The sequence below is a fragment of the Pseudomonas sp. NDM genome (assembly GCF_003105095.1).
Classification (GTDB): domain Bacteria; phylum Pseudomonadota; class Gammaproteobacteria; order Pseudomonadales; family Pseudomonadaceae; genus Aquipseudomonas; species Aquipseudomonas moraviensis_A.
This window is the reverse complement of record NZ_QETJ01000011.1, coordinates 60,964-79,683: the sequence shown is the minus strand read 5'-3', so window position 1 is coordinate 79,683 and position 18,720 is coordinate 60,964. Positions and strand designations below refer to the sequence as shown.

The following is an 18,720-nucleotide window of genomic DNA, read 5'->3' as shown; positions in this document are numbered from 1 at the left end:
GGATCAGTCAATGCAGTGCTGGATGACACACCGCTATCGCGAGCAGGCTCACTCCTACAGGGGATTTGTGTGTTAGCAGAGATTGGGTTCAGCCGCGATACTGGCCCGGCGTTGCCGCCAGATGCTGTTTGAACGCTCGCTGAAAATGCGCCTGATCGGCAAATCCGGCCTGGAGCGCGACATCGGCAATCAACTGGCCGCGGCGCAAGCGTTCGCGGGCGAACTGGATGCGCTGATTGACCAAAAAGGCATGGGGTGTCATTCCGTAACGCTGCTTGAACGCGCGAATCAGGTACGACGGCGACAACTGCGCCGCCGCGCAAATCGCCTCGAGGCTGAGCACTTCGGTGCAATGTGCACGAATGAAATCAGCGGCGCGTTCCAGCTTGAAGTTCGGCTCACGTACAGGCTGATCAGCCGGATTCAGGCGCAGTTGCAAATCACCGAAAAACTCCACCGCCGCGCTGTGTTTCGCCAGCGCCTCCAACTGTTCGTCGACCAACACCTCATACAACCCCATCAACCTGCCGAACAGCTCGGCATCAGCCAGGTGCGTGTCCGAAAAACGCCGGAATTCCAGCTCCGCCGCAAACCCCAACTGGTGCTGCAAATCCGTCAGCCACGGCGTTTCGACATACAACATCACATACGACCACGCCTGATCGTCGATCGGATTACAGGCATGCACATCGCCGGGATTCATCAGCACCACGGTGCCGGCCGCCACCGCAAACTGCGCTTGCTCATGCACATAGATGCTGCGCCCGGCGGTGATCGCGCCGATGGAAAAGTGCGCGTGGGAATGCCGCGCATAACAGACCTCGCGACCATCAGCGATGGCTCGCGCCTCAATGAAAGGCAGGGCGTCGTCGCGCCAGAAACGCGGGGCTTTCTCGGGGTTCTTCGCAGCGGCGTGTTTCATCGTGATCGTCCCGGCAGGTCAGCGCTTGAGTGTATTAGCTCTGGCCGGCGAATGCCCGTTGCGATTTGCGCGTTGTGCGGATCTTGCGACATCTGCAGCAATCCCCCTCGGCAGGTCGAAAGCAATGATGCAAGCTGCAATAGGCTGCATGGCGTAACACTGCGGTTCTTCAAACCCTCTCTGGCGATTGTGTTTATCAAAAGTGCGAAGGAGCTAAACTATGAAGACCTTCACTGGCGGCTGCCTGTGCGGCGCTGTGCGTTTTCAGGTCACGGGCGAGCCTTATCGCGTCGGGCTGTGCCATTGCCTTGACTGTCGCAAGGTGCACGGCGCGTTGTTTCATGCCTCGGCGATTTTTCCTCAAGACGCGGTGACGATTACCGGCGCAACCCATGACTACCAGGGGCGGCACTTTTGCCCGCGCTGTGGCTCGTCGGTGTTCAATCGCAGTGGTGATGAGGTAGAGGTCAACCTCGGCGCGCTGGATGCGCCGGATCAGTTAAAGCCGACCTATGAGAGCTGGATTGTGCGGCGTGAATCATGGCTGCCGGATTTTCCGTTGGCCAGGCATTACCGTGGTGATCGTGAAGGCAAGGGGCGCGGAGAGGGGTAGAGGACTTATCCCCATCTCGCGCACACCGACGATCCCTGTAGGAGTGAGCCTGCTCGCGATAGCGGTATGCCAGTCACTATCGAATTGACTGATCCACCGCCATCGCGAGCAGGCTCACTCCTACAGGGGAGCGCGTACGTTCGTGATATTACCCGCGGATAAACGCCAGCAAATCCGCATTGATGGTCTCAGCCTGCGTCGTCGGCATGCCATGCGGAAAACCCGGATACGACTTCAGCGTGCCGTTGGGCAGCAGTTTCGCCGACAACGGTCCGGAGTTGGCATAAGGCACGATCTGGTCGTCCTCGCCATGCATCACCAGAACCGGCACCGTGACTTTTTTCAGATCCTCGGTGAAGTCGGTTTGCGAAAAGGCGACGATGCCGTCGTAGTGCGCCTTGGCGCCGCCGATCATGCCTTGCCGCCACCAGTTGGCGATGATCCCTTCCGACGGCTCGGCCCCGGGGCGGTTATAGCCATAAAAAGGCCCGCTCGGCACATCGCGATAAAACTGCGCGCGATTCGCCGCCAACTGCGCCTGAAAGCCGTCGAACACCGATTTCGGCAAGCCACCCGGGTTGCTTTCGGTCTGCACCATCAATGGTGGCACCGCGCTGATCAACACCGCTTTGCTGACCTTGTCCTGACCATGCCGGGCGATGTAATGGATGACGTCGCCGCCGCCGGTGGAATGGCCGACGTGGACAACGTTGCTCGTACCCAGATGATTGACCACGGCCAGCACATCGTCGGCGTAGTGGTCCATGTCGTGGCCGTCCCAGACCTGACTTGAGCGCCCGTGTCCCCGCCGATCATGGGCAATCACCCGAAAGCCCTGCGCGAGAAAAAACAGCAGCTGCGCGTCCCAGTCGTCCGAGCTGAGCGGCCAGCCATGGTGGAAGTGGATCACCGGGGCGTCGCGCGGGCCCCAGTCCTTGTAGAAGATGTCGACGCCGTCTCGAGTGGTGACAAAGCCCATATTCGTTACTCCTGACCTGTGATGGACAACCGCGAGGCTCGCGAACCGGTTGCGCAGAGATACGACGACTCAGTGCGAGCCGTTATCAACTGTAGGAGCAACGCCACGGTCTGCATGACCGCTGGTCACAACGTCTGGCTTCAAGCGTAATTTAGGCTTTGCTGAAAGGGATAAGCGCGGGCGTGCGTAGTTTCTGCCGCCACAGCGACGCCCCTGCGCAACACCGTAAGCCTGAGGAAATCACCCGATGCTGACCCTGAATATCAATGGCAAGGATCAGGAGCTCGATGTCCCCGCCGACATGCCGCTGCTCTGGGTTCTGCGCGATGTCGCGCACCTGACCGGCACCAAGTTCGGCTGTGGCATGGCCCAGTGCGGCGCGTGCACCGTGCACGTTGACGGCGCACCATTACGCTCCTGTATCACCCCGGCGACTGCCGTCGCCCACGGGCAGAAAATCCTCACCATCGAAGGCTTGTCCACCGATGGTTCGCACCCGGTGCAGCAGGCCTGGGCAGAACTCGACGTGGTCCAGTGCGGTTACTGCCAGTCCGGGCAGATCATGTCCGCCGCCGCGTTGCTGGCGAAAATTCCCAACCCCACCGACAGCGATATCGATCAGGCGCTCTCCGGCAATATCTGCCGCTGCGGCACCTATCCGCGCATTCGCGCAGCGGTCAAACGCGCCGCCGAAATCGGCTGATCCATTCTGTGGGAGATGAACGATGAACAGTCCGCTATCGCGTAGGGGATTTCTCAAGGGCAGCGCCGTGCTGGGTGGCGGCCTGATGGTGGCGTTTGTGGTGCCCGGGGCCAATCGCTTCGCCCGCGCAGCAGAGGATCAGAACAAGACATTCGCGCCCAATGCGTTCCTGCGTATCGCCGCGGACAACAGCGTCACCGTGCTGCTGGGCCATTCGGAAATGGGCCAGGGCATCTGGACCGGCCTGACCATGCTGATTGCCGAGGAACTGGACGCCGATTGGTCGAAAATTCGCGTCGAGCACTCGCCAGCCTCGGCGGCGGATTACGGTTTGCCGGCGTTCGGCGGCATGCAGATCACCGGTGGCTCAACCTCGACCTTGATGGAATTCGACCGCTACCGACTGGCCGGGGCGACGGCGCGGCAGATGCTGGTGGAAGCGGCGGCGAAACGCTTCGACGTCGCGCCTTCGACGATTCGCACTGAGTCCGGCGTGGTGATCGCCGGGGACCAGCGCGCGACCTACGGCGAACTGGCCGATGTCGCCGGGCAACTGCCGGTGCCGGATCCGAAAACCATCACCTTCAAGGAGGCCAAGGACTGGAAAGTCATCGGTAAACCGACCAAGCGGCTCGACACCCCGGAGAAAATCACCGGCCGCGCCAAGTTCGGCATGGATGTGCAGTTCGAGGGCCTGATGACCGCGATGGTCGCCCGCGCGCCGGTGTTCGGCGCCACGGTCAAATCCTTCGAAGGCGCCGCAGCGCTGGCGATTCCCGGTGTGCACAAGGTGCTGCAGGTGCCCAGCGGGGTGGCGGTGGTGGCCGAGCATTTCTGGGCGGCGAAGCTGGGGCGCGATGCGCTGAAGGTCAATTGGGATTTGGGCCCGCTGGCCGACATGAGCAGCGAAAAACTGCTGGAAAGCTTCCGCAAACTGGCGGCGACCCCGGGCACTTCCGCCACGCAGGCGGGGGACGCCAAGGCCAATTTCGCCAAGGCAGCGAAGAAAATCGAGGTCGAGTACAGCGTGCCGTATCTGGCCCACGCGCCGATGGAACCGCTCAATTGCACGGTGAAGATCAGCGCCGGCAAGTGCGAAATCTGGACCGGCACGCAGTTCCAGACCCTCGACCAGATGGTCGCCAGCAAGATCACCGGGCTCAAGCCTGAGCAGGTCGAGATTCACACGGAATTCCTCGGCGGTGGCTTCGGTCGCCGCGCCAATCCGACCTCGGACTTCGTCGCCGAAGCCGTGCAAGTCGCCAAAGCGGCAGGCCTGCCGGTGAAAACCGTGTGGGCGCGCGAGGATGACATTCGCGGCGGCTATTACCGCTCGATGTACTTGCACAAGGCTCAGGTCGGGCTGGGTGCCGATGGCCTGCCGCTGAGCTGGCAGCATGTGCTGGTCGGGCAATCGATCATGACCGGAACGATGCTCGAGGCGGCAATGGTCAAGAATGGCATTGATGCGACCTCGGTCGAGGGTGTGGCTGACAGTCCGTACATCAAGGATCTGCCTCATCATCAGGTCGACCTGCATTCGCCGCAGACCGGCATCAACGTGCTGTGGCTGCGTTCGGTGGGCCACACCCACACGGGGTTCGTCATGGAATCGCTGATCGATGAACTGGCGACCGCGGCAGGCAAGGATCCGGTGGAGTACCGGCGAACGCTGCTCAAGGCGCATCCGCGGCATCTCGGCGTGCTCAATCTGGCGGTGGAGAAGGCCAACTGGGGCGCGCCGCTACCCGCCGGGCATGCCCTCGGCGTGGCGGTGCACGAGTCGTTCGGCAGCTACGTGGCGCAGGTTGCCGAGGTGTCGCAGGACAATCTGGCGATTCGCGTGCATCGGGTGGTCTGCGCGGTGGACTGCGGCATTGCAGTGAATCCGCAGAGCATCGCCGCGCAGATGGAATCGTGCATCACCTTCGGTCTCGGCATGGCCCTGCACAGCAAGCTCACCGTGAAGGACGGCGGCGTCGTGCAGTCCAACTACCACGATTATCAGGTGTTGCGGCTCAACGAAATGCCGGTGGTCGAAGTGCACATCGTCCCCAGCAGCGAAAAACCCGGCGGCATCGGCGAGCCCGGCGTGCCACCGACCGCGCCGGCGGTGGCCAACGCGGTGTTTGCCCTGACCGGGCAACGTCTGCGCGAACTGCCACTGCAACTGTCGGGGGTGTGAGATGAAACGACATCTGGTATTGGGCACCGTCGTTTTGCTGGGCCTTGGTGGCTACGCCTCGGACCTGTTTGCCGAGGATCAGCAGGCATTGAAAGCGTTCGGCACGGTGCAGAAAGTCTTCCAGAGCCCGCGCTGCCAGAACTGTCACATTCCCGGCGATTCGCCGTTGCAGTTCGACGCCGGTATCCCTCACGCGATGAATGTGGTGCGCGGCATGGACGGCAAGGGCGCCGCCGGTTTGCCTTGCGCCACCTGCCATGCCGAAAGCAATCCGCCGGCCAGTTACGGCCCCCATGCACCGCCAGGCGCGCCGCACTGGAGCCTGCCACCGGCGGCACACAAAATGGCCTGGATTGGCCTGCCCTCGGACAAGCTCTGCGCGATGATCAAGGACCGCGCGAGCAACGGCGATCGCGATTTCGCCGCCCTGTTAAAACACGTCAGCGAAGACAAACTGGTGCTCTGGGGCTGGAATCCCGGAGCAGGGCGCGCACCGGTGCCGGTGCCGCACGATATTTTCGTCGAGCAATTCAAGCTCTGGGCCGATGCCGGCGGACCGTGTCCGGTGGCGCAAATGTGAAGCCCCGGCGATTTAGCGCTACGCTGAGGGCAAGTCTGTCTACGGAGTGTGCGCATGCTGGTGCCCGGAAAACCTGCCAATGAAGCTGCACGGATCGACGCGCTGCACGGCCTCAACCTCGACGCGGCGCCTGAAGAGCGTTTCGATCGCCTGACGCGCCTGGCCAAGCGCTTGTTCAATGTGCCGATTGCTCTGGTCACGCTGATCGACAAGGATCGCCAGTGGTTCAAGTCCTGTGTGGGGCTGGATGTCAGCGAGACGTCGCGCGATGTCTCGTTCTGCGGCCATGCGATTTTGCAGAACGAACTGATGCTGGTGCCCGATGCGCGGGAAGATCTGCGTTTTCATGACAATCCGCTGGTCACCGGCGCGCCGAATATTCGCTTTTACGCCGGTTATCCGCTGACCGTGCCGGACGGCAACAAGTTGGGCACCTTGTGCCTGATCGATACCAAACCCCGCAACCTCGACGACGAGGAGCGCGCCTTGTTGCGCGACCTTGCGGAGATGGCCGAGCAAGAGCTGACGGCGGTGCAGATGGCGAGCATGGATGAGTTGACGTTGCTGTCCAATCGCCGCGGTTTCAAGCAACTGGCCCAGCATGCGCTGGATGCATGTGTGCGTCTGAACCGGCCGGCGACGCTGCTGTTTTTCGACCTGAATGACTTCAAGCAGATCAATGACCTGTATGGCCATGCCGAAGGCGACAGCGCGCTGAAAACCTTCGCCGATGTGTTGCGCATTGCCTTTCGCGAAAGCGATGTGGTCGGGCGCCTGGGTGGCGATGAGTTCGTCGCGTTGCTGACCGGATCGAGTCACGTCGAAACCACACGCATCATGGCGCGGCTCAAGGAAATCCTTGAAGAGCGCAACGCCACGCTGCACCGCGGTTATGCGATTCGCTTCAGCGTCGGCCAGATCGAATACGATCCCGCGCGACACGAAACCGTGGACCGGCTGCTGGCCGATGCGGATGGCGCGATGTATGCGCACAAGCAGGCGTTGAAAGGCTGTTAGCGCGGGCGCAATTCATCTGTCGGAGTGAGCCTGCTCGCGATAGCGGTGTGCCAGGCAGCGTGTGCAGTCACAGACAGAACGCTATCGCGAGCGGGCTCACTCCTACAGGATTTGCTGGTGTTGAGTTTCCGCAACGCCCGCCAGGACTCAGCGTTTCGGTGGGCTCAGCTTCTGATAAAACCCCAGCCATTTCTCGTGGCAGGCTTCAGCATCCTTGAGATCAGGTGCAACGAGCGCCTCTTGCAAGGCTGTCGCTTCATAAGCTTCGAACAGGTGACGTACTGCGGTCCTGGCGATGGCGTCGACCTTGTTCGACGAAAACGTATCGGGCACTGCGGTGCGTGGTTGTTCTTCCAGCGGTGCGCCTTGGATTTCGAGGCGGGTGAGAAATGCTTTGCAGGTGGCATTTGCGCGGGGCAGGGTACCGTTCCGGTAGGCTTCGGCATCGAGGGGCAGCGATTTCGCCGCCTCTTTTGCCAGCGATGGCTTGAGCAGGCTGATATCGATATCACGGCGCAACACCACTTCATCCCTGCAGGTGAAGATCTCGAATACCCTGGCTGGCCGGCCATGCAGCAGCGCCAGCACGCCGAACGCTGCGGTTTTGGCGACATCAGGCTTGTCCGTGGCCGCCGATACCGGCCGCACGGCAAGCAATTCCAGCTTGTGGTCCTCGATGTCGACTCGTTGCGCGAACGGTAAACGACAAAACGCCTCCTTCAGAAACGCGATATGCGCATCCTTCATTTGCTTCAAGCGCGCAGTCAGTGCCGCATGGAAGAAGCTGGCTACGTTGTGCAGCCTGGGCAACGACGCAATCATGGGCGCCAATTGCAGCTGCTGATTGCTCGATTGCCATTCCTGCATGTCGCCTGTCAGCTTGCCGGCGATATGCAGATCGCTCAGGGAGTAATGCGTTACCGATGTTTCAGCGTTCAAAGCGGGGACGAACAGCACCTTCGCGGTCAGGTGTGGGTTATCAGCGAAGGCCTTGCGCAGATCCGTCAGGGCAATAGTGGCGGGCGTAGGCGCTGTCGACAGGAAGGCCCGGCGATAAAAACCCGACAGCAGACGATTGTGATTGCGAAAGACCACATCGGCCTGCTTCAGCGTTGCGCTGTCATAAACGGTCACTGCGCATTCCTCATCACGCTGGATCGCACCTCTTGCGACCGCCCAGTCGACAACGACCGAGGCACAGGAGTCCTCGCGCAGAAACGTGTAGAAGTCCGCCGGTGCCGGGCCTTTCGTCAGTTGGCTCAGTTGCTCGTAGGTCATCAAGCGTGCCACGCCCGGCAGGCGGCTTTCGATATACAGCACGACTTGCTTGAACCTTACCCATTCAAGACAACTCATGTAAGAAAGTGACCCCGGAATGTCACGTATCAGAAACTCCGGCGCTATACCGGACAGTAACAGGTGGGTCGCCAGTGTCTTGTTCTTGACCCCGACGAGTTGGGGCTGGCGATCGATGAACCGGCGCACTTCCTCATAACTGTCGCCCCAGAAATCATGGCCTTCCAGACGCTGGGCGACGATTCGGTTCAAGTCCTCGCCGGCGCTCGGCTCCAGGCTGAGAATCAATGCTGCGAGCAACAGACGGTCGCGGTTGGTGGCCAGAAGGCGTTTCTTGTGCGCCGCTGCCCCCAAACTCTTTACTAATTGATTGCCCAGCGTCCGGGCGCGTGGCGTGATCAGGATGCAACCGATCAAGTAGTCGGCTTTTGCCTTGAGCGTATTGAGCGGCAGATCGGTGTCGATTCCCTCACTGAGGTAATCGATCAACGGCGGCGAGCCCTCGGGCAGATAAGATTGCGTGGTGTCGATGATGCTTTGACGTTGTTGCGCCGTGAACCGCTCCGTTTGAGTCCAGGGCTGACCTAACAGGTACCAGTGGTTCATAAGCCCGGGACTCATGTGCAGATTGACTCTGTACCATTTCGCCAGGGCGAGGGCTTGCTCGACAGTTTTCGGCAAAGGGAGATCGTAGAAGCGCAGCATCTGCCCGAGCGTGACGTTGCCGTCCGAGCGCAAGACCCCGCCAGCTTTGCTTGCCTTGGCTTTGAGCTGGTCGCGATAGAGTTTCAGATCCGAGTGCTTTTCCACCTGTGCGGTGAGCGTTACCCAGCCTTGCGGGCTGGCCGTGCCGACGTGACCGGATTCGCTCAAGAGCAGTGGACTGTCGATGGGCAGGCCTTGCTGCCGCAGGATGGCCTGAAAATCAGGGTTGGCACTCAAGACCTGCAATCCACGCTGGCCGAGCGCAATCCACTCTGCCAGCGCAGAGTCCGGATGGGGCTCGCTGAATTCCTCGTAATCGATTAGGGCCGTGGGTGCCTTGTTCCAGCTCAGCGCTATCAGGCGCCGAACGATATGCCTGCCGTCTTCGAGATCGGCAAAGCTTTCGCGATAGCTGCGAATGGGGTCGCCGGTCTGCACATAATCACTGACATAGGGCAACGCGGGCCATGTGTGCCGGCGCAAATCCTGCGCCAGTGACCGGGCGTCGGCCGCATTCTCCGGAGCTGGCATGCCATAGCGCGTCAGCAGCTCGCCGATTTTGAGCGCCGCACCGGCGGAGGTAGAGGAAGCGGAGGAGGACTTGAGCGATACCAGCGCATCGGCAAGACCTCGTTGCTCGAACGGATCGCTGTCGGTTACCACCTCATCGATTTTCGTCGCGATGCGCTGGAAATCCTCCAATTGCCCGTTGCGTTCGCTGACTACCGCTGAGGTGGTATGGCCTTGCTCATCCATTGCGGGCAAGCCACGGGTCTTCAACTCGGCGACGATCACTTTTGCCTGCGCCTGGTTCTGCGGTTCCGGATAGCCGTAAAACGCCAGGACCACTTCACGAGGGAATCGGTAGAGCGGGTTGGCAGACTTGCCACCTATGTAAGGCAGGCCCAGGCCTGACGAATCGATGCGCTGTGAGATCGACAGCAGCAATGGCGCCATTTGCCACCAGCCGGAATCATCGTCCAGGGTGAATGTACGCACGCGGGTGGCGCCGTTCGATTGTGTGCTCGCCTGCAGTGTGTCGCCCTTCAGACGCAGCGTATCCAGATCGATGTGGAAACGGCTGGCCCAGTCGAGAAATTCCGGGCGTTCGAGGGCTGTCCAGTACAGCTCCATCCATTCGCGCAGCAGGCAGCCCCGGGGGACTTCGAGGGTGCGCGACGGGGTCTCGGGCGTGACCACCGGGACTTCGGTCAACTCGGCAATAAGGTTCTGGATCAGCGTCTGTACATGTACCGGTGTGTCGTTCATCTGCGCCTCCCAGGCGGTTGATAAGCATCAAGCGACGAGTATCGAAGGAGGGGCGCGGTGGCTGGCGGTACATATGTAGTGCGATGAGTTTTTCCGCGGGCATAAAAAAACCCGCCGGATGCGGCGGGTTTTTCCTGACTACACGAAGATCACTCTTCGATGTTGCCCATGGCGGTGGTGTTGAAACCGCCGTCGACGTACATGATTTCACCGCTGATGCCCGACGCCAGGTCGGAGCACAGGAAGGCGCCCGCGTTGCCGACTTCTTCGATGGTGACGTTGCGGCGCAGCGGAGTCTGCGCTTCGTTGGCGGCCAGCATCTTGCGGAAGTTCTTGATGCCGGAAGCGGCCAGGGTGCGAATCGGGCCAGCCGACACGCAGTTGACGCGGGTGCCGTCCGGGCCCAGGGAACCGGCCAGGTAACGGACGCCGGCTTCCAGCGAAGCCTTGGCCATGCCCATCACGTTGTAGTTCGGCATGGTGCGCTCGGCGCCCAGGTACGACAGGGTCAGCAGGCTGCCGTTGCGGCCTTTCATCATTTCGCGACCGGCCTTGGCCAGCGCCACGAAGCTGTAGGCGCTGATGTCGTGAGCGATGCGGAAACCTTCACGGGTGGTGGCTTCGGTGAAGTCGCCGTCCAGTTGGTCGCCCGGAGCGAAGCCGACGGAATGCACGATGCAGTCCAGGCCGTCCCACTTCTTGCTCAGTTCTTCGAAGACCTTGGCGATTTCTTCATCGCTGGCCACGTCGCACGGGAAGCACAGCTCAGGGCTCGAACCCCAGCCTTGTGCGAATTCTTCGACGCGACCCTTGAGTTTGTCGTTCTGATAAGTGAAGGCAAGCTCAGCGCCCTCGCGATGCATGGCGGCAGCGATGCCGGATGCGATGGACAGCTTGCTGGCGACACCGACGATCAGTACGCGCTTACCGGCGAGAAAACCCATGTGTTGCTCCTCTTTCAGGTTATTGCGCAGTGGCTGGTGCCAGAAAAGCGGCTTCCAGCAACTGCTGTGTATACGGATGTCGGGGGGCGGCAAAGATACTTTGCGCGTCTCCCTGTTCGACCACTTGGCCATGCTTGACCACCATCAGCTGGTGGCTCAGCGCTTTGACGACAGCCAGATCATGGCTGATGAACAAATACGTCAGGTTGTACTTGGCTTGCAGTGAACGCAACAGCTCCACCACTTGCCGCTGCACCGTCCGGTCGAGCGCCGAAGTCGGCTCGTCCAGCAGGATCAGCGCCGGTTTCAGCACCAAAGCCCGGGCAATGGCGATTCGCTGCCGTTGCCCACCGGAGAATTCGTGGGGGTAGCGGTGCCGGGTTTCCGGATCCAGACCTACCTCCTTCAATGCCGCGATGATCGCCGCTTCCTGTTCGGCGGCGGTGCCCATCTTGTGTATCCGCAGGCCTTCGCCAACGATGTCATTGACGCACATGCGCGGGCTCAGGCTGCCAAACGGGTCCTGAAACACCACCTGCATTTCCCGGCGCAGAGGACGAACCTCGCTTTGCGTCAGGCAGTCTAGCTGCTTGCCTTCAAAGCGGATCGCGCCCTGGCTGCCGATCAGGCGCAAAATTGCCAGACCGAGGGTGGATTTGCCGGAGCCGCTTTCGCCGACAATCCCCAGGGTCTGACCCTGAGGCAGGCTGAAATTGATGCCGTCCACTGCCTTGACGTAATCCACCGTGCGCTTGAGCAGGCCTTTCTTGATCGGGAACCAGACTTTCAGGTCCTCGACTTCGAGCAGCGGCGCACCGATTGCATTGGTTGCCGGGCCGCCGCTGGGCTCCGCGCCGAGCAATTCCCGAGTGTACGGATGCTGCGGCGAACGGAACAGCTCTGCGCACGATGCCTGTTCGACGATGCAACCGCGCTGCATGACACATACGCGATGCGCAATTCTTCGCACCAGATTCAAATCGTGACTGATCAGGAGCAGCGACATGCCCAATCGAGCCTGAAGATCCTTGAGCAAATCGAGGATTTTCAGCTGAACGGTCACGTCCAGCGCGGTGGTCGGTTCGTCGGCAATCAGCAATTCCGGCTCATTGGCCAGGGCCATGGCGATCATCACGCGCTGGCGCTGGCCGCCGGACAATTCATGGGGCAGGGCCTTGAGGCGCTTGTGCGGCTCGGGAATGCCGACCATTTCCAGCAGCTCAAGGGTGCGTCTGGTCGCAACTTTGCCGCTCAGGCCCTTGTGAATGCCGAGAATCTCGTTGATCTGCTTCTCGATCGAGTGCAGCGGATTCAGCGAGGTCATCGGTTCCTGAAAAATCATCGCGATGCGGTTGCCACGAATGTGGCGGATGGTCTTTTCGCTCAGATCCAGCAGGTTCTGCCCGGCATAGTTGATGCTGCCGGCCGGATGCCGCGCCATGGGGTAGGGCAGCAGGCGCAGGATCGAGTGTGCGGTCACCGATTTGCCCGAGCCCGATTCGCCGACCAGCGCCAGGGTTTCGCCACGCTTGATGTCGAAGCTCACGCCCTCGACCACACGATGCACCCGCTCGCCGAAACCGAATTCGACGGCGAGGTCGCGCACTTCGATCAGATTGTCCTGATTCATTTCACTTCCTCGGGTCGAAAGCATCGCGAGCGGACTCGCCGATGAACACCAGCAAACTCAACATCAATGCCAGCACGGCAAACGCGCTCATGCCCAGCCACGGCGCCTGCAGGTTGGATTTGCCCTGGGCGACCAGTTCGCCCAGCGACGGGCTGCCCGCCGGCAAGCCGAAACCGAGGAAATCCAGCGCGGTGAGGGTGCCGATGGCGCCGGTGAGAATGAACGGCATGAAGGTCATGGTCGAGACCATGGCGTTGGGCAGGATGTGGCGGAACATGATCGCACCGTTCTGCATGCCCAGCGCCCGCGCGGCGCGCACGTACTCCAGATTGCGCCCGCGCAGGAACTCGGCGCGCACCACGTCGACCAGGCTCATCCACGAGAACAGCAGCATGATCCCCAGCAGCCACCAGAAATTCGGCTGGACGAAACTGGCGAGAATGATCAGCAGATACAGCACCGGCAAACCCGACCAGATCTCCAGAAAACGCTGCCCGGCCAGATCGACCCAGCCGCCATAAAACCCCTGCAACGCGCCGGCAATCACGCCGATGATCGAGCTCAGCACGGTCAACGTCAGCGCAAACAGCACGGAGATGCGGAAACCGTAGATCACCCGCGCCAACACGTCTCGGCCCTGATCGTCGGTGCCCAGCAGGTTGTCCGCCGAGGGCGGCGCCGGCGCCGGGACTTTCAGGTCGTAGTTGATGCTCTGGTAGCTGTACGGAATCGGCGCCCACAACACCCACGCATCCTTGGCCTTGAGCAGTTCGCGGATGTACGGGCTCTTGTAGTTGGCCTCCAGCGGGAATTCGCCACCGAAGGCGGTTTCCGGGTAGCGTTTGATCGCCGGGAAATACCAGTTGTTGTCGTAATGCACGACCAGCGGTTTGTCGTTGGCAATCAGCTCGGCGCCCAGACTCAGGCCGAACAGGATCAGAAACAGCCACAGCGACCACCAGCCACGCTTGTTGGCCTTGAACAGTTCGAAGCGCCGACGGTTGAGAGGGGACAGGTTCATCTCAATGCTCCCGGCTTGCGAAGTCGATACGCGGATCGACAAAGGTGTAGGTCAGGTCGCCGATCAGTTTCACCACCAGCCCGAGGAGGGTGAAGATGAACAGCGTGCCGAACACCACCGGGTAGTCACGGTTGATCGCCGCTTCGAAACTCATCAGGCCGAGGCCGTCGAGGGAGAAAATCACTTCCACCAGCAGGGAGCCGGTGAAGAAGATGCCGATGAACGCCGACGGGAAACCGGCAATCACCAACAGCATGGCGTTGCGGAACACGTGGCCGTAGAGCACGCGATGGCGAGTCAGGCCCTTGGCCTTGGCGGTGACCACGTACTGTTTGTTGATTTCATCGAGGAAGCTGTTTTTGGTCAGCAGGGTCATGGTCGCGAAGTTGCCGATCACCAGCGCGGTTACCGGCAATGCCAGGTGCCAGAAGTAATCGAGGATCTTGCCGCCCAAGCTCAGCTCATCGAAGTTGTTCGAGGTCAGGCCGCGTAGGGGAAACCAGTCGAGATAACTGCCGCCGGCAAACACCACGATCAGCAGGATCGCAAACAGAAACGCCGGGATCGCATAGCCGACGATGATCGCCGAACTGGTCCAGACGTCAAAGTGGCTGCCGTGCCGCGTGGCCTTGGCGATGCCCAGCGGAATCGACACCAGGTACATGATCAGCGTGCTCCACAGCCCCAGCGAGATCGACACCGGCATCTTTTCCTTGATCAGGTCGATGACCTTGGCATCGCGGAAGAAACTGTCGCCGAAATCCAGCTGCGCGTAGTTCTTGACCATGATCCACAGACGTTCCGGGGCCGATTTGTCGAACCCGTACATGTGCTCGATTTCCTTGATCAGCGCCGGATCCAGCCCCTGCGCGCCACGGTAGGACGAGCCGGCCACCGCCACTTCGGCACCGCCGCCGGCAATCCGGCTGGTGGCGCCTTCGAAACCTTCGAGCTTGGCGATCATCTGCTCGACCGGCCCGCCGGGCGCGGCCTGGATGATCACGAAGTTGATCAGCAGAATGCCGAACAGGGTCGGGATGATCAGCAGCAGTCGCCGAAAGATATACGCCAGCATCTGATTACTCCGTGCCCGCAGGGTCGGCTTGCAGTTGGGTTTCGACTTCTACGGCCGGTTTGGCGTCAGGCTTGACCCACCAGGTGTTGATGCCGATGTCGTACTTGGGCGAGGTTTTCGGGTGGCCGATGTGGTTCCAGTAGGCCACGCGCCAGCTCTTGATGTGCCAGTTCGGCACCACGTAGTAGCCCCATTGCAGTACGCGATCCAGCGCGCGGGCGTGGGCCACCAGGCTTTTGCGCGAGTCGGCGTTGATCAGGCTTTCCACCAGTTGGTCAACGGTCGCATCCTTCAGGCCCATGCTGTTGCGGCTGCTCGGTTTGTCGGCGGCGGCGCTCATCCAGTACTCGCGCTGTTCGTTGCCCGGCGAGTTGGACTGCGGAAAGCTGCCGACCATCATGTCGAAGTCCCGCGAACGCACGCGGTTGATGTACTGCGAGACGTCGACGCGGCGTATCACCAGATCGATGCCGAGGTCGCTGAGGTTGCGCTTGAACGGCAGCAGCACCCGTTCGAACTCGGTCTGGGCGAGGAGAAATTCGATCACCACCGGTTTGCCGGTGGCGTCGACCATTTTGTCGTCAACGATCTTCCAGCCCGCCTCTTGCAGCAGTTGATACGCCTCGCGCTGCTGGGTGCGGATCATGCCGCTGGCGTCGGTCTGCGGATTTTCAAAGGCTTCGCTGAACACCTGGGCCGGCAGTTTGCTGCGGAACGGTTCGAGGATGGCCCGCTGATCGGCATCGGGCAGACCGGTGGCGGCCATTTCCGAGTTTTCGAAATAACTGCGGGTGCGCACGTAGGCGCCGTTGAACAGTTGCTTGTTGGTCCATTCGAAGTCGAACAGCAGCCCGAGCGCCTGACGCACGCGCACATCCTGGAACAGCGGGCGGCGCAGGTTGAAGACGAAGCCCTGCATGCCGGTCGGGTTGCTGTTGGGGATCAGTTCCTTGATCAAACGGCCCTCGGTGACCGCCGGAACGTTATAGGCGCTGGCCCAGTTCTTCGCGGTCATCTCCAGCCAGTAATCGAACTGCCCGGCCTTCAGCGCTTCGAGGGCGACGGTGTTGTCGCGGTAGTAATCGGTGGTCATCGTGTCGAAGTTGTAGAAGCCACGGTTGACCGGCAAGTCCTTGCCCCAGTAATCCTTGACCCGCTCGTAACGTACCGAGCGTCCGGCCTTCACTTGGGTGACCTTGTACGGGCCGCTGCCCAGCGGGATTTCCAGATTGCCCTTGTTGAAGTCGCGACTGGCCCACCAGTGTTTCGGCAGGACCGGCAATTGGCCGAGGATCAGCGGCAGTTCGCGGTTGTTGCTGTGTTTGAACTTGAACAGCACTTTCAACGGGTCTTCGACGATGGCTTCGGCGACGTCGTTGTAATAGCCGCGAAACATCGGCGAGCCTTCCTTGGTCAGCGTCTCGAAGCTGAACACCACGTCTTCGGCGCGCACCGGGTGGCCGTCGTGGAAACGCGCTTCCGGGCGCAGATAGAAGCGCACCCAGCTGTTGTCGTCGGCTTTCTCGATCTTGCTGGCGATCAGGCCGTATTCGGTGAACGGCTCGTCGAGGCTGTGTTTGGTCAGGGTGTCGTAGATCTGCCCGATGTCATCGGCGGGCACGCCTTTGTTGATGAACGGGTTGAGGCTGTCGAAGCCGCCGAAACCGGCCTGACGAAACACGCCGCCCTTGGGCGCATCGGGGTTCACGTAGTCGAAGTGCTTGAAGTCAGCCGGATATTTCGGCGGCTCGTTGTACAGGGTCACGGCGTGTTGCGGGGCAGCACAGGCCAGCCCGGCGAACAGCAAGCCGCTGGCCTGCACGAGCAGGGTGCGAACAGGGTTCATCGATCTTTCTCCGAAGACTTCAGCCACCACGCGCTCAGGCCCAGGGTGTAGGGCGGCGTGGTGACAAAGGCCAACCGGTTGCGGTAGGCCAGACGGTGATAATTGAGGTACCAGTTGGGAATGCTGTAGTGCTGCCAGAGCAGCACGCGGTCGAGCGCCTTGCCGGCGGCGACCTGCTCGTCGCGGGTGCGTGCGGCGAGCAATTGTTCAAGCAGATGATCGACCACCGGATTGGCGATGCCCGCGTAATTCTTGCTGCCCTTGACGTTCACCTGGCTGGAGTGGAAGTACTGCCACTGCTCGAGGCCCGGGCTCAAGGTCTGGCCCAGTGTCATCGAGATCATGTCGAAATCGAATTGATCGAGGCGCTGTTTGTACTGCGCGCGATCGACGGTGCGCAGGCGCGCGTCGATGCCGATGCTGTTGAGGTTCTCGATATACGGCTGGTAGAGACGCTCCAGGCTCGGATTGACCAGCAGCAGTTCGAAGCGCAGCGGTTGGCCTTGGGCGTTCTGCAAGCGCTGACCGTTGAGCTTCCAGCCGGCGTCCGCGAGCAATGCCAATGCCTTGCGCATGGTTTCCCGGGGAACGCCGCGACCGTCGGTTTGCGGCAGGGTGAATGGCTCGGTGAACAGCCTTGCCGGGAGCTGGTCCTTGTACGGCTTGAGCATCAGCCATTCGTGCCCGACCGGCAGGCCCGAGGCGGTGAATTCGCTGTTGGGGTAGTAACTGGTGGCGCGCTTGTAGGCGTCGCTGAACAGCGCGCGGTTGGTCCACTCGAAGTCGAACATCAGGCCCAGCGCTTCGCGAGCCTTTACGTCGGCGAACGTCGCGCGGCGGGTGTTCATGAACAGGCCCTGAGTCTGAGTCGGGATCTGATGCGGGATCTGCGCCTTGATCACCTCGCCACGCCGTACGGCAGGGAAGTTGTAACCGTTGAGCCAGTTCTTCGCCTGATGCTCGATGTAGACGTCGAACTCACCGGCCTTGAACGCTTCGAAAGCCACATCGCTGTCGCGGTAGAACTCGACTTCCATGCGATCGAAATTGTACTTGCCGCGGTTGACCGGCAGGTCCTTGCCCCAGTAATCCTTGACCCGTTCGAAGATCAACTGCCGCCCCGGCGTGACCGAAGTTATGCGGTACGGCCCGCTGCCCAGCGGTGGTTCGAAGGTGGTGGCCTTGAAGTCGCGATCTTTCCAGTAATGCTGCGGCAGCACCGGCAATTCGCCCAGGCGCAGGATCAGCAGCGGATTGCCCGAGCGCTTGAACACGAAGCGAATGCGCTGCTTGTTGAGGATGTCGACCCGCAGCACTTCCTGCAGCGCCGTGCGATACAGCGGATGGCCTTCCTTGAGCAGCAGGCGATAGGAGAATGCTACGTCGTAGGCGGTAATCGGCGCGCCGTCATGGAAGCGCGCCTCGGGGCGCAGATTGAAGACGACCCAGCTGCGATCTTCGCTGTACTCCACCGATTGTGCGATCAAACCGTAGCTCGACGCCGGCTCGTCGCCGGACGGCGAATACTGCCCGGTGCCGACCATCAGCGGCTCGTTCAGCTCGTTGATGCCGTACTGGAGAAAGTTCGCTGTGGTGACCGGGCTGGTGCCCTTGAAGGTGTAAGGATTGACCGTATCGAAGGTGCCGAACGCCATCACCCGCAACGTGCCGCCCTTGGGCGCTTGCGGGTTGACCCAGTCGAAGTGGGTAAATCTGGCCGGGTACTTGAGCGTGCCGAACTGCGCATAACCATGACTTTCGGTAATCGTCGCGCTTGCGGTGGAGCTCAAGGCCAGGCTGATCAGGAGCAGGGAGAGGGCACGCTTCAAGTCAGATCCGATCCAGCGGCTTGGGCTTTGTGGGCCGTACAGTAACAGCTTGTCTGGACAGGAAAAAGATGCGGATTAAAGAGCCCCTCACCCTAACCCTCTCCCG

The 18,720-nt window shown here is 61.1% G+C and carries 14 protein-coding genes; 5 read left to right on the top strand and 9 right to left on the bottom strand.

Annotation, left to right across the window (positions count from 1 at the left end; translation table 11 throughout):
• Positions 1 to 88: 88 nt before the first annotated feature.
• Positions 89 to 922: an AraC family transcriptional regulator gene (locus DCO47_RS04935; protein WP_116657609.1), complete on the bottom strand. Its 834-nt coding sequence runs from the start codon at positions 920 to 922 to the stop codon at positions 89 to 91.
• Positions 923 to 1,142: 220 nt separating this feature from the next.
• On the opposite strand from DCO47_RS04935, the gene DCO47_RS04930 reads away from it, so the two are divergent.
• Entirely contained in the window at positions 1,143 to 1,535 is a 393-nt protein-coding gene (locus DCO47_RS04930; protein ID WP_083353101.1) for a GFA family protein, read from the top strand.
• A gap of 148 nt (positions 1,536 to 1,683) precedes the next feature.
• On the opposite strand, the gene DCO47_RS04925 is transcribed toward DCO47_RS04930, so the two are convergent.
• Positions 1,684 to 2,514: an alpha/beta fold hydrolase gene (locus DCO47_RS04925; protein ID WP_116657608.1), complete on the bottom strand. Its 831-nt coding sequence runs from the start codon at positions 2,512 to 2,514 to the stop codon at positions 1,684 to 1,686.
• A gap of 247 nt (positions 2,515 to 2,761) precedes the next feature.
• Here DCO47_RS04925 and DCO47_RS04920 point away from each other — a divergent pair, with 247 nt between their 5' ends.
• The 4 genes from DCO47_RS04920 to DCO47_RS04905 are packed head-to-tail and all read left to right on the top strand — an operon-like array spanning position 2,762 to position 6,999.
• A complete protein-coding gene (locus tag DCO47_RS04920) occupies positions 2,762 to 3,217 on the top strand; it encodes a (2Fe-2S)-binding protein (protein ID WP_042609542.1) in 456 nt (151 codons plus the stop codon).
• A 22-nt stretch (positions 3,218 to 3,239) separates the two neighbouring features.
• Positions 3,240 to 5,402, top strand: coding sequence for a xanthine dehydrogenase family protein molybdopterin-binding subunit (locus DCO47_RS04915; protein ID WP_116657607.1), 2,163 nt, complete (start codon positions 3,240 to 3,242; stop codon positions 5,400 to 5,402).
• A 1-nt stretch (position 5,403) separates the two neighbouring features.
• On the top strand, positions 5,404 to 5,982 hold the full coding sequence (locus DCO47_RS04910) for a hypothetical protein (RefSeq protein WP_116657606.1): 579 nt from the start codon (positions 5,404 to 5,406) through the stop codon (positions 5,980 to 5,982).
• A gap of 54 nt (positions 5,983 to 6,036) precedes the next feature.
• The gene (locus DCO47_RS04905) at positions 6,037 to 6,999 is read left to right on the top strand and encodes a sensor domain-containing diguanylate cyclase (protein ID WP_064362011.1); all 963 of its coding nucleotides are present in this window, start codon (positions 6,037 to 6,039) and stop codon (positions 6,997 to 6,999) included.
• A gap of 147 nt (positions 7,000 to 7,146) precedes the next feature.
• On the opposite strand, the gene DCO47_RS04900 is transcribed toward DCO47_RS04905, so the two are convergent.
• The 7 genes from DCO47_RS04900 to DCO47_RS04870 all read right to left on the bottom strand — a co-directional run bounded on the left by DCO47_RS04900 (position 7,147) and on the right by DCO47_RS04870 (position 18,614).
• Positions 7,147 to 10,269 carry a hypothetical protein gene (locus DCO47_RS04900; RefSeq protein ID WP_116657605.1) on the bottom strand — a complete coding sequence of 1,041 codons (3,123 nt, stop codon included), beginning with the start codon at positions 10,267 to 10,269 and terminating at the stop codon, positions 7,147 to 7,149.
• Positions 10,270 to 10,418: 149 nt separating this feature from the next.
• Positions 10,419 to 11,213, bottom strand: a complete 795-nt coding sequence (fabI, locus tag DCO47_RS04895) for an enoyl-ACP reductase FabI (protein ID WP_003202751.1) — start codon at positions 11,211 to 11,213, stop codon at positions 10,419 to 10,421.
• A gap of 19 nt (positions 11,214 to 11,232) precedes the next feature.
• Positions 11,233 to 12,843, bottom strand: coding sequence for an ABC transporter ATP-binding protein (locus DCO47_RS04890; protein ID WP_042609547.1), 1,611 nt, complete (start codon positions 12,841 to 12,843; stop codon positions 11,233 to 11,235).
• Between the two features lies 1 nt (position 12,844).
• Positions 12,845 to 13,864: an ABC transporter permease gene (locus DCO47_RS04885; protein ID WP_007910587.1), complete on the bottom strand. Its 1,020-nt coding sequence runs from the start codon at positions 13,862 to 13,864 to the stop codon at positions 12,845 to 12,847.
• 1 nt (position 13,865) lies between these two features.
• Positions 13,866 to 14,939: a microcin C ABC transporter permease YejB gene (locus tag DCO47_RS04880; protein WP_016774154.1), complete on the bottom strand. Its 1,074-nt coding sequence runs from the start codon at positions 14,937 to 14,939 to the stop codon at positions 13,866 to 13,868.
• Positions 14,940 to 14,943: 4 nt separating this feature from the next.
• Complete coding sequence (locus tag DCO47_RS04875) at positions 14,944 to 16,785, bottom strand: extracellular solute-binding protein (protein WP_116657604.1); 1,842 nt, start codon at positions 16,783 to 16,785, stop codon at positions 14,944 to 14,946.
• On the bottom strand, positions 16,782 to 18,614 hold the full coding sequence (locus DCO47_RS04870) for an extracellular solute-binding protein (protein ID WP_083353094.1): 1,833 nt from the start codon (positions 18,612 to 18,614) through the stop codon (positions 16,782 to 16,784). Before DCO47_RS04870 ends, DCO47_RS04875 begins: the two co-directional genes overlap by 4 nt.
• Between the last annotated feature and the right edge of the window lie 106 nt (positions 18,615 to 18,720).